12 protein-coding genes and 2 pseudogenes are annotated in these 11,403 nt (G+C 64.4%); 10 read left to right on the forward strand and 4 right to left on the reverse strand.

Features of this window, described 5'->3' with window-relative positions; genetic code table 11:
- Positions 1–16 precede the first annotated feature (16 nt).
- The 8 genes and pseudogenes from ACIQ3Q_RS11340 (at position 17) to ACIQ3Q_RS11375 (ending at position 6,659) form a co-directional block, all read left to right on the forward strand.
- A complete protein-coding gene (locus ACIQ3Q_RS11340) occupies positions 17–1,192 on the forward strand; it encodes an amine dehydrogenase large subunit (RefSeq protein ID WP_396269188.1) in 1,176 nt (391 codons plus the stop codon).
- The gene (locus ACIQ3Q_RS11345; protein WP_396269189.1) at positions 1,192–1,734 is read left to right on the forward strand and encodes a MauE/DoxX family redox-associated membrane protein; all 543 of its coding nucleotides are present in this window, start codon (positions 1,192–1,194) and stop codon (positions 1,732–1,734) included. The genes ACIQ3Q_RS11340 and ACIQ3Q_RS11345 overlap by 1 nt, the downstream gene beginning before the upstream one ends.
- Positions 1,734–2,330 carry a methylamine dehydrogenase accessory protein MauD gene (mauD, locus tag ACIQ3Q_RS11350; RefSeq protein WP_396269190.1) on the forward strand — a complete coding sequence of 199 codons (597 nt, stop codon included), beginning with the start codon at positions 1,734–1,736 and terminating at the stop codon, positions 2,328–2,330. The genes ACIQ3Q_RS11345 and mauD overlap by 1 nt, the downstream gene beginning before the upstream one ends.
- A gap of 10 nt (positions 2,331–2,340) precedes the next feature.
- Positions 2,341–2,895 (forward strand): methylamine dehydrogenase light chain, encoded by a 555-nt coding sequence (locus tag ACIQ3Q_RS11355; RefSeq protein WP_396269191.1) that lies wholly within the window; start codon positions 2,341–2,343, stop codon positions 2,893–2,895.
- Positions 2,892–3,320, forward strand: a complete 429-nt coding sequence (locus ACIQ3Q_RS11360; RefSeq protein WP_396269192.1) for a c-type cytochrome — start codon at positions 2,892–2,894, stop codon at positions 3,318–3,320. Before ACIQ3Q_RS11355 ends, ACIQ3Q_RS11360 begins: the two co-directional genes overlap by 4 nt.
- A gap of 23 nt (positions 3,321–3,343) precedes the next feature.
- Complete coding sequence (locus ACIQ3Q_RS11365) at positions 3,344–3,847, forward strand: c-type cytochrome (protein WP_396269193.1); 504 nt, start codon at positions 3,344–3,346, stop codon at positions 3,845–3,847.
- Between the two features lie 118 nt (positions 3,848–3,965).
- Positions 3,966–4,943 (forward strand): helix-turn-helix domain-containing protein, encoded by a 978-nt coding sequence (locus ACIQ3Q_RS11370; RefSeq protein WP_396269194.1) that lies wholly within the window; start codon positions 3,966–3,968, stop codon positions 4,941–4,943.
- Between the two features lie 14 nt (positions 4,944–4,957).
- Positions 4,958–6,659, forward strand: a pseudogene (locus ACIQ3Q_RS11375) (AMP-binding protein).
- Here ACIQ3Q_RS11375 and ACIQ3Q_RS11380 read toward each other — a convergent pair.
- A complete protein-coding gene (locus ACIQ3Q_RS11380) occupies positions 6,660–7,484 on the reverse strand; it encodes a GAF domain-containing protein (RefSeq protein ID WP_396269195.1) in 825 nt (274 codons plus the stop codon).
- A gap of 166 nt (positions 7,485–7,650) precedes the next feature.
- Here ACIQ3Q_RS11380 and ACIQ3Q_RS11385 point away from each other — a divergent pair, with 166 nt between their 5' ends.
- Positions 7,651–8,043, forward strand: a complete 393-nt coding sequence (locus tag ACIQ3Q_RS11385; RefSeq protein WP_396269196.1) for a hypothetical protein — start codon at positions 7,651–7,653, stop codon at positions 8,041–8,043.
- A 111-nt stretch (positions 8,044–8,154) separates the two neighbouring features.
- A complete protein-coding gene (locus ACIQ3Q_RS11390; protein ID WP_396269197.1) occupies positions 8,155–9,585 on the forward strand; it encodes an aldehyde dehydrogenase family protein in 1,431 nt (476 codons plus the stop codon).
- A 3-nt stretch (positions 9,586–9,588) separates the two neighbouring features.
- Here the strand turns inward: ACIQ3Q_RS11390 and ACIQ3Q_RS11395 are convergent.
- The 3 genes and pseudogenes from ACIQ3Q_RS11395 to ACIQ3Q_RS11405 form a co-directional block, all read right to left on the reverse strand.
- A pseudogene (locus ACIQ3Q_RS11395) lies at positions 9,589–10,089 on the reverse strand (DUF6622 family protein); the annotation flags it as partial.
- Positions 10,090–10,199: 110 nt separating this feature from the next.
- Complete coding sequence (locus tag ACIQ3Q_RS11400; protein WP_396269198.1) at positions 10,200–10,649, reverse strand: DUF4124 domain-containing protein; 450 nt, start codon at positions 10,647–10,649, stop codon at positions 10,200–10,202.
- Between the two features lie 76 nt (positions 10,650–10,725).
- Positions 10,726–11,274, reverse strand: a complete 549-nt coding sequence (locus ACIQ3Q_RS11405; RefSeq protein ID WP_396269199.1) for an FG-GAP repeat domain-containing protein — start codon at positions 11,272–11,274, stop codon at positions 10,726–10,728.
- Between the last annotated feature and the right edge of the window lie 129 nt (positions 11,275–11,403).

An 11,403-nucleotide genomic window follows, 5' to 3' on the forward strand; every position in this document is an offset into this window, starting at 1 on the left:
TCGCGAGGAGAGCTCTATGCATTCTGCGACGGTGCGTCCAACCCTGCTGCTTGGCCTAATGCTGAGCTGCGGCCTGACCCTGGCGGCGCCAGCCAAAGCCCCGCCCCCTGAATTACCTGCTGAGACCTTAGCCCCCAGCACCCTGGCCGGCACGTCTGCGGCGCGTGTGTATGTGGCCGATGTGGCCATCAGCCACATTTCAGATGGCCGCATCCGCGTTTATGACGCCGAGAAGGGCCGCTTTCTGGGGATGATCTCCACCGGCTATGCGGGCAACTTTGCGGTCAATCCGGCGGCTAACGAGTTGTATGTGGCCACCAGCTATCTGGCCCGCGGCTCTCGCGGTGAGCGCAGCGACGTGCTGGAAGTACACGACACCCAAAACCTGGGTTTCAAGTATGAAGTCACGCTGCCGCCCAATCGCGCCCAAGCCCTGAACTACCGCGGCTTGGTCAGCATCACTGGTAACGGCCAATTTGTGCTGGTGATGAACGCCACGCCGGGCACGTCCGTGACGGTGGTCAACCTGCAAACCCGGAAGGTCGTCAGCGAGGTCCAAACCCCCGGCTGCTGGGGCAGCATGCCAGCGGCCGAAGGCGCGCGCTTTTCCATGCTTTGCGGAGATGGCAAGGTCGCCACCATCACGCTCAATGAACAAGGCCAGGTGGCCGAACGGCAGCTCAGCGACAAGCTCTTTGATGCCGACCAAGACGCCTGGTTCCACCATGCCGAGCGGGTCGGTGATCGCTACTGGTTCATGTCCTTCCAAGGCCAGGTCACCGAGTTGAACCTGGGCGGCCCAGTGGCTCAGCGTGTGAGCCAGTTGTCTCTGGTCCGAGGCAAAGACAAGAAGAGCGGCTGGCGCCCCGGTGGCTACCAAAACTTTGCAGTCGACCCGACAGGCAGCCGCTTGGTGGCGGCCATGCACAGCAAGGGCGCTGAAGGCTCGCACAAGCGGCCGGCCGAGCAGCTCTGGGTGGTCGATCTGGCCAGCGGTAAACGTCTGGCCACCCATCCCGGCAAGGGCACCGCCTCGCTGACTTTCTCTCGCAACGGCGAGCGCCTGCATGCGCTGGATGGCATGACTGGAGGCATGAACGTTTGGCGCGTCGTCGCTAACAGCGGCCTTAAGCCTCTGGTCTCGGTGGTCAGGGTCGGCGAAGCCGCCTTGCACCTTGAGAGCAACGACTGATGGCCGCCCCAACCCTGGAGACGGTGGACCCCTTGTTGGTGTGGATCCCCGCCGCTTGGCTGGCCGCCTTGTTCGCCCACGCCGCACTCAGCAAGCTGCTGGACAGCGCCTTGTTTTTGCAGCACCTGGGCGCCTACCGCGTGCCGGACCGGTGGCTTGGCCTGCTGCAACACGGCTTGCCCTTGGCCGAGTTGGCCGTGACCGTCTTGCTGCTCTCGCCTTGGCGGGCGCTGGGGGCACTGGGGGCGGCAGGCCTGCTCGCAGCCTATGCCGGCGCCATGGCCACTCATCTGCGCGCTGGGCGGCGGCCCGATTGCGGCTGCGGCGGCGAGCCCCTGCCCCTGAGTTGGGTCTTGGTGGGCCGCAATCTCGGCCTGATGGCGCTGGCGCTTGCCGCCAGCCTCACCCCTGCTGATCGCACCATGACCCTGGCCGACCATGCCGTCACCGCCGCTGCCGTGCTGCTGGGCAGCCTGCTGTGGGCTGCTTTTCACCAAGTGCTGCGCCAGCAGCGCCCTACCCGTTTTGTGGAGAAACACTGATGGACGCTTTGACAATCTCTGTGATCCTGCTGTGGGCCGCTGTGCTGGCCTTGGGGCTGATGCTGTGGGCCTTGTCGCGCCAGGTCGGCGTGCTGTTCGAGCGCGTGGCCCCCATGGGTGCCTTGGTCACCGATGCGGGCCCTGCTGTCGGCGCCCCTTCACCCATCCTGGCCCTGACCGGCTTGCAGTCTGAGCATGTGCCCATCGGCGGCCCGCAGGCCCAGCCCACGCTGCTGTTCTTCTTGGCGCCGACCTGCCCGGCCTGCAAGAAGCTGATCCCCATCCTCAAGGCCCTGGCCCGCGATGAGGACAAAGCCCTGCGCGTGGTGTTGGCCAGCGATGGCGACGCCGACCACCTGCTGTTCATCCGCGAGCAAGGGCTGACGCACCTGCCCTATGTGCTGTCCACGGAGCTGGGCATGAGCTACCGCGTCTCGCGCTTGCCCTATGCCGTGCTGATGGATCGCCAGGGCACCGTCACCGCCAAGGGCCTGGTCAATTCCCGCGAGCAGCTCGACAGCCTGCTCAATGCCCAGGACATGGGCACCCCCACCATCCAACAGTACCTGGGCGACCCCGCCCAGCACGCCCACTGAGGAGCCGCTCATGAACTGGTTACTCTCCCTGATCGATCGCGTCACCGAGCGCCGGGTGCGCCAGGCGGCCCATGTGCATGGTCGGCGCAGCTTTGTCACCCGGCTGGGCACAGCCCTGGTGGGAGGCGCCATTTTGCCCATGCTGCCCTTCGACCGTAGCGGCCAGTTTGGTAGCGCGATGGCTGCCGGCGCCAGTGGCGGCAGCAAGACCAAGACACCGGACAACAGCCCCGACGCGACCCAGTGCGAATACTGGCGCTACTGCGCCATTGATGGCTTTCTGTGTACTTGCTGCGGCGGTACGCTGACCCAATGCCCCCCGGGCACCGAAGCATCCAAGGTGAGCTGGGTTGGTACCTGTCTGAACCCGCAGGATGGCCGCCACTATTTGATCTCGTACAACGACTGCTGCGGCAAGGGCTCTTGTGGCGAGTGCTTGTGCAACAACAACGAACGCGAGCGCCCTGGCTACCGTCTGGGTGTACACAACGACATCAACTGGTGCATGGCCAACACCAGCTCCATGTTCCATTGCACCACCGCCCTGATCGTGGGGGTTGCATGAGGGGACGGCTTGCCGCGTCGATGCTGCTGTGCGCCACCGCTCAGGCGGCCCCCGACGGCGCCGCCTTGTATGGCCAGCACTGCGCGTCTTGTCATCAGGCCGATGGCAGCGGCACTGTGGGCTTGGCACCCGCCTTGAAAGGCGAGCACTGGGCACGGCTGGGGGCAGACCGCAGCTACCTAGCGGCGGTCTTGCAGCATGGCCTGTCTGGTCCCATCGTGGTGAACGGACAGCGCTTTGTGGGCAGCATGCCGGCCTTCAGTGGCGCACTGAGCGACGAGCAGTTGGCGGCCATATCCACGCATGTCGCCCATCTGCAGGGCCGCAGCGGCGAGCCCTACAGCGTTGGCGAGCTCAAGGCCGCTCGCGACGCAGGGGGCAGCCCGCCGCAGTCGCGCGAGCGCCGCGCTCAATTGCTGAAGTGAGCTTGAACACCATGCGCCGCCCCATGACCTTGCTGGTAGGCGTCCTGCTGGGCACCCTGGCCTGGGCCGGTGGAGGCGTGCATGGCGACACCCAGACGGTGACCGGTCGCCAGATCGTGCTACGCCCAGACGCCCCCGCCATCGCGCCCCTCCAAGGCGGTGCCCGCAGCATCTATGTGCTGCATTGCGCGGGCTGCCACGGCATGGACGCCAGCGGCTCCGCCCTAGGCCGGGTGCCTGATATGCGCCGGGTCGGCGATTTCTTGCAACTGCCCGGCGGGCGCGAGTTCATCATCAAGGTCCCCGGCGTGATGGGCTCCGGCTTGGACGATGCCCAAGTGGCCGCCGTCACCAACTGGGTGCTAGCCACCTTGGCCGCGCCCTCCCAACCCCCGGGCCACCGGCCCTACGACGCCACCGAGATCCAACGGGCTCGCGCCAGCCCGCTGCTGGATGTGGCGGGGGAGCGCCACCGCTTGGTGGGCGAGGCCCGCCAGCGTGGCCTGCAGCTCGCCACCACCCCCTAACCCGCGATGACTCAAGCAGGGCAAGTCTGCATGGCGCTTGGGCCCTGGATGCCCGCACACTGGCCGTCGCGTCCGCCACCGGCCCCCGCACGCTGGCGTGGCCCCAAAAGGTTTGAACATGGTCAAGATTGTTGAGCACCAGTCACGCGATGTGGACGACCAAGCCCAGGCGCTGGACGGCTGGCAGCAGCGCTATGAACAACTCAGCGCCGGTCGCTTTGAAGGCCATGCCTGGCAGTTGGTGATGAACGAAGGCACGCTGCTGCGTGAGCACACCAACCGCCACCTGCGCGAACAAATCACCCCACCGCCCGGCCATTTGGTGTTGGCCGTGCCCCTGGCGGTGATGCCCGGCTCCACCTTTGGGGGCCGCCCGCTGGACCGCGAATCGCTGCTGATTTTTGGCGCGGATGACGAATACGATTTGGTGTCGGCCGGTGAGTTGGATCTGATCGGCTTGTCAGTGCACCGCGATGTGCTGGCAGGCCTGGCACCGTCCAAGGTGGAGTGGCTGGAGCGGGCCCAGCAAGAGCGCAATCTGGGTCTGTCGCCCGATTCCGCCAGCGCCATCCGGCAGATGTTGATGGCGGTCACTGCGCAGACCGAGGAGGACGGCGCACTGGATCGGCTGGAAGGCCGTGGCCAAGCCGAGGAGCTGCTGACAGCCACGCTCACTCAAACGGTGATCCTGGCCATGCACAGCGAGGAGAGCCATCAGGCTCAGACTATCCCGCGCCGCGCCGACACGCGGCTCAAGGTGGTCAAGCGCGCCATTGAGTACATGCGCGCGCATCTGCACGAGGACATCGGCGTGCCTGAAATCTGCGCAGCCGCTTTTGCCAGCCGCCGCAGTCTGCAGTACTGCTTTGAAGAGTTCATGCAAACCACGCCGCAGGCTTACCTGCGTGCACTGCGCTTGAATGAAGCGCGACGTGCGCTCAAGCTGCGCACCGACCTGCCCATCACCGTCATTGCCAGTGACCTGGGTTTTTCCAGCGCCAGCCACTTCACGCGGCATTACAAGCTGATGTTCGACGAGCTGCCCTCTGAAACCCTGAAGGCCTGCGGTCTGGGCTCCAGCACCTCTCTGTTTTGATGGAGGCCAAGCACATGCGTGATCTCCCCTCGCTTCTCCCCCAACAAGGGCTGTCGCTGGTGCGCGGCACCCGCGACCAAGCCCTGAGCGACGCCACCGTCTTTGCGGTGCTGGCGCGCAGCGCACAACGCTACCCACACCGCGATGCGGCCATCTTCACCCAGGCGGGCTGGCGCTGCGCTGCACCTGGATGGAGCTGCTGCAAGAGGGCAACGTCTGCGCTGCGGGCCTGCAAGCGCTGGGTGTGCAACAGGGCGACCGGGTGGGCATTTGGGCCCCCAACCGGCCGGAGTGGCTAATCACGCAATTCGCCACCGCGCGCCTGGGTGCGATTCTGGTCAACATCAACCCCGCTTACCGTTTGGCCGAGTTGGAGTACGCGCTCAACAAATCGGGGGTCAGTGTGCTCATCACGGCAGCCGCCTTCAAGAGCAGCAACTATCTGGGCATGTTGCAGAACCTGGGGGTGGGCCACCCCGAAGCCACCCAGCGCTTGCCCCAATTGCAGCGGGTGATTCGCATGGGGCACGAGCACACCAGCGGCATGCTGAATTGGGACGCCGTGATGGCCCAAGGCCGCGCGGCCTTGTCCGCAGGCCAAACCCTGCCGTCGCCCGAGGCGCTGCACTGCCATCAGGCCATCAACATCCAGTTCACCAGCGGCACCACCGGCGCCCCCAAGGGGGCGACGCTGACGCACCACAACATCGCCAATAACGCCATGGCTGTGGCCGACTGCATGCGCTTGACGGAGCTGGATAGGCTGTGCATTCCGGTGCCGCTCTACCACTGCTTTGGCATGGTGCTGGCGGTGCTGGCCTGCACGGTGCGCGGCTCGGCCATGGTCTTCCCCGGCGAAGGCTTTGAGCCCCGCGAGACCCTGGCCGCCGTACAAGCCGAGCGCTGCACCGCCCTGCATGGCGTGCCCACCATGTTCATTGCCGAGCTGGACCACCCCGACTTCAGCCAGTTTGACCTGAGCACCCTGCGCACCGGCATCATGGCCGGCGCGCCTTGCCCCATCGAAGTGATGCGCCGTGTGCAAGCCGAGATGCACATGACGGAGGTCACGATTGCCTACGGCATGACGGAGACCAGCCCGGTGTCCTTCCAGAGTGCCACCGACGACCCGCTGGACAAACGCGTCACCACCGTCGGGCGGGTGCTGCCGCACCTGGAGGTCAAAATCGTGGACGATCAGGGCCGCATCGTGCCCGTGGGCCAGAAGGGCGAGCTGTGCACCAAAGACTATTCGGTGATGAAGGGCTATTGGGACGACCCCGAGCGCACGGCAGACGCGGTGCGCGAGGGCTGGATGCACACCGGCGACCTGGCCACGCTGGATGAGCAGGGCTATTGCAATATCGTGGGTCGGGTCAAAGACATGGTGATCCGCGGCGGCGAAAACATCTACCCGCGCGAGGTCGAAGAGTTCCTGTTCCGCCACCCCAAGGTGGCCGCCGTGCAGGTGTTTGGCGTGCCCGACGAGCGCTACGGCGAAGAGCTGTGCACCTGGATCATCACCAAACCCGGAGCGGCCTGCACCGAGGACGAGATCCGCGCCTTTTGCCGCGAGAACATCGCCCACTACAAAGTGGCGCGCTACATCCGCTTTGTCGACGAGCTGCCCATCACCGTGGCGGGCAGGCCGCAGAAGTTTGTGTGCGCGAGCTGATGATGCGCGAGCTGGGCTTGAGCGTGATGGTGACGGCCTGATCAGTGGCACCCGCCGTGATCGGTGAGTACGCGGATCAGCCGAGCGGTGGTGGGCACGCCGAGTTTTTCGCGGACGCGGCGCAGCTGATGATCCACGGTGGAGACTGAACGCTTGAGCTGCCGAGCGACCTCCTTGTAACTCAAGCCCTGCGCCACCAGTTCTGCAACCCGCCGCTCAGCCTCCGTCAGTGTGGCCAATCCGGGCGGACCTTCAGCCTCGAGGTTCGTGCGCGCCCCATGCTGAGCCAAGGCCAGAATCGGCCCCAGAACCTGCTCCGCCAAGGTGCCGAGTTCATTGCAAACATCTGGATGCCACTGGGCAGCTGTGGACTGCCAATCGGCACAGATCAAACCCACCGGCTCCGTGCCATTGTGCAGAGGAATGGCCAGCTTGGACGCCGTTTGCATGGCCGACAAACGATGGCGCAGCGATGGCGTAAATCGCCTCTCTTGCAGAACATCCTGGACTGCAAAAATGCCGCTACCACGCCACACAGCCAGCAGGCCCGGGTTGACGGCGCTGAACGCTTGCCCCAACACCGAGGGCAGGGTCAGTCCATTGCGTTGCGCCTCGGCAAGCGCCACGTAATCGTGCGTGCCGCTGCAGGGGTTCAGGAATCCGCCATAGCCACCGTCCACGCGGTCGGCGTCCAAGGTCTCTCGCAGCCAATCAGTGGTGAGCCGCCAGCAGCTTTGCGGGTCATCCAGATACAGCAACAACTCAGCCGCCAACTCGCGGCCAGGCCGCCAGCGCAAAGCGTTCTCTCCCTCGAAGAGCCGTTCGCGCCACTGGCGCTGGAGATGAAGCAAGTGCTGTTCTGACATGGTCAAAGTACCTCTCTGATTGTGCGATGCGCTCAGAGTCCCGCTGTATCCGGATCTGTACTATGCCCTGCGATATTGGCCCAATCCTATCGTTGTTGAAGGATTGAGCCACTGGTCATAGGCGAACGGTCGATCCAAGATGGCGGCTGTCTTTCAAGAGGTTCCCATGAACACCAAGATCCTAAACATCTCGCTGATGGCCGGCGTCGCCTATTTCTGCTGCATGGCAGTGGCCCACTTCTTCGGGCTCAAGTACCCCTTGGTTTTCGTCTACTACGACGTGCCGTTTCAGGCCTACCAGGACAAGATCATCTCCTTTGCCGTGGTGGCCTACATCTGCCTTTTCTACACCGCGGCCACCATCCGCGCTGCCGTCCCTGCAGTCTTGCTGGCCTTGGCAGTGACGGTGCTGGGGCTTTCTGCGGTCAACCTGTCAGACGCCTTGCAACTGGTCTTGGCAGGCCGGTCGACCGCCATGTACTGGGCTCAAACAGGACTGATCGCGGCGTACTGGCTGTGGCTGGTGGCGTTTTACCTCAGGGCCAGAGCAGAGGATTGAGCGCGCGGGTTTTCCCGCTGCGAACCTTCGCGATGCGCACTGAGGCCTGCCCTTCCATACTGGCGTCGCTGCCCCATCAGTGGTGGCAAGACCGCGTCTTATGGAGCTTCAATGAACATCTACGACAACATCATCAACGGTCTGCGCGTCGGCTCAGACCGTTACTTTGATTCTCACAACCCAGCCACCGGCGAGACATTGGGCCGCGTTGCACATTGCAGCCGTGAGCAGGTCGACATGGCTGTTGCTGCGGCCAAGGCTGCTCAGCCTGCCTGGGCCGCACTTCCTGATGCACAGCGCAAAGCGCTGTGCATGCAGTTGGCCGAAGTCATCAAGACCAACGCAGAGTATCTGGCTGAGTGGGTGACCCGTGAGCAAGGCAAGCCGCTGGGGGGCATAGGCCCTGATCAAGTACCCGGGGCCCGCTTTGAGCTGTGGGGGTGCGAGGTCTGGACCCAAGTCCCTGCCAGCCTCGAACTGTCTGTAGAGGTGGTGTTCGAAGATGAGACCCGCCGTGATGAAGTTCATCGCAAGCCCTTTGGCGTGATTGGCACCATCGCACCCTGGAACTGGCCCCTGTTGATTGCCGTGTGGCAGATGATCCCGGCCTTGCGCGCAGGCAACACCGTGGTCATCAAGCCGTCTGAGTACACCAGCATCGGCACGTTGGAGTTGGTGCGTTTGCTGGCCGATGTTCTACCGCCCGGGGTGTTGAACACGGTCAGCGGCCCCGGCGAGGTGGGGGCCTGGTTGGTCGACAACCCCGCGCTGGACAAAATCATGTTCACCGGCTCCAGCGCCACGGGGGCTCGCATTGCCGCAACAGCGGCTCGCCACTTGACGCCGACCACCATGGAGTTAGGCGGCAACGACGCCGCCATCGTCCTGCCGGATGCCGACCCCAAGGCCATGGCCATGGGGCTGTTCTGGGGCGCCTTCCTCAACATGGGCCAAACCTGCGCCTGTGCCAAACGGCTGTATGTCCATGAGAGCCTGCATGACGCCGTGGTGGCCGAACTGAAGACGCTGGCAACGGCTATGCCCATGGGCGATGGCATGCAAGCGGGCATTGCCATGGGGCCTATCCAGAACCGCATGCAATTCGACAAGGTACAGGCCTTGGTCGAGCGGGCCAAAGCCGACGGTGCCAGCGTGGTGTGCGGGGGCCAAGCGCCCTCAGGACCTGGGCTGTTCTATCCGCTGACGTTGATCACCAACATTGCCGACGGCGCACCACTGGTCGACGAAGAACAGTTCGGGCCCGTCTTGCCGATCATCAAGTACCGTGATGAGGCCGATGCCATTGCCAGCGCCAATCGGCTCGATGCAGGCTTGGGCGCCAGCGTGTGGTCCAACAATCTCGACCATGCCCGAGCGGTTGCAGAGCGCATCCAGGCCGGCACGGTTTGGATCAATCAGCATGGCGCCATTCATCCCATGGTCCCCTTTGGTGGCACCAAAGGCTCAGGCTGGGGCGTGGAGTTCGGCATCGATGGGCTCAAGGCAGTCACCCAAGCTCAGGTCATCAGCATCAAGAAGTAAAGCTCAAGCCCGTGCGAAGCGGTGCACCGCCCAAGCCCGGGCGGCAAAGCTGCCGCTGAGCAGGCCGAACACCCCGCTGGCCAGCGCCACAAACCAGCTGGCCTGCACAAAGCTGACCCCCAGACCCGTGGCCATGCCCAACACAAACTTGGCCAGGAAGATGCTCAGCAACAGCGCCATGGGCAGCCAGCTACCCGGCACTTGCACCGCGCGGCCCTGCCGCACCAAGCCCTGGGATGCCACCCAGCGCATCAGCAGGCCCAAGGCCAAAGCCAAGCCCAAACCCCAGGCCAGCAGCGGTGCGAGCTGCAGGCCAAATGCACTGGTCACACCCCAAGCGGAATAGGCTAACAGGCCCGTGGCCACACCAACCAGCACGCGAGGATTGACCAAGCGCGTGCGCGTTTGAACCAAGCCCATGGCGATCAAGCCCAACAAAATGGCAAAAATCCAGGCGAGGATGTGAGACCACATGGCGCAAACCTTAGCAAGAAGCGACCGGGGTCGCGATGCAGCGCACTGTGCCGGTCTCGGCGCGCGCGGGCCAGCGCCTTGCGACTAAGCGCCGGCTCACGGCGCCAGCGGTCAAGCAGCGGCGCGACTGACGGGCCTGGTCACTTGCAGGGCGCAGGCTCCGCCACCGCCTTGCACTTCTCAAAGCCTTCGGCGCTGATACGGTTGCCCGCGCCACGGTTGGCGGAGAAGCAGGCCACGCTCTCGTTGTACTCACGCCAAGCACGCTCGCAAGCCGTGCCGCCGGAGCCACCTGCGGCTTGTCGCGCCTCTGGCGGGATCATCACATGTGGGCCTGTTCCGCCAATGAGTGTGCCCCCCTGTCCCGCCGTGGCCTTGAGCCTGGCCAGCCGGGCTTGGGCTTCGAGGCGCTGGGCCTCAGAGACCGGTGGCGCTTTGACGTCCACCGTCTTGGCTGTGCCCACGCTGGGCTTGGGCGGCTTGTCGCTGAAATGGACCTTGCCTTGGGCGTCTGTCCATTTGTACAGCTCACCGGCCTGCACGCCCGACAAGGCCAAGGCCAAACCGCACAGCAGCAACCCCTGGTTCATGGACATGTTCTTCACCCTTTCTTAGCGCCACCCCAGCGGGGCGTAGACAGCCCAAGATTGTGCGCTGATCGGAACCTCAGCGGGTGTGATTTGCTGCCGATCTGGAGTCCCGCACGCTGCTGAGGGGCGGCAGGCCGCGCCAACGCGTGGCCGCCGACAGGACTGGCGCTGCGCGCCCGAGGTTCAAAAGCGGCCCCGTCAGCACATCCAGCCGTTGGTCGCCATCAACGTCCACCAGCACAAGCGATGATGTCTCCACCGCACCAAAGTAGCTGTGCGCGCCAGCGAGCAGACGCCCCGCGCCATCATTGCTGAACACCTCCATGCGCCCGGTGTTCGGAGACGCCGCGACCACATCGGGCCGGCCATCTTGATTCAGATCGCCCACCGCCAGCAAATCCGCTTGGACACTTGCCAAGCGCTGATGCACTTGCAACTGGCCCGCATTGAGGCGGTAGATCACCAGCTCCGGGCGACTGCCAAATTCCTGGCTAACGGCCCACTCCGTGCGCCTGTCGCCTTGCAGGTCAATGCTGACCATGTGATAGAGCCAGGTGCCTTGGCTGAACTCAAGCCGCACAGGTGCTGCATAGCCCCCACCGGTTTGCTGGAGATAGACCTCCAACGCTGATATGGCTTCTTCCTGTCAAGAGGCAAAACGCATCTCTCCGCGCTGCGGATGTTGATTGAAATCTGTAGCCAGACGGGGAACGCGGCGGAGCCGTTGATGCCACCCGATGTGGATGCGCGACGG

The organism is Ideonella sp. (assembly GCF_044358605.1).
Taxonomy (GTDB): domain Bacteria; phylum Pseudomonadota; class Gammaproteobacteria; order Burkholderiales; family Burkholderiaceae_C; genus Ideonella.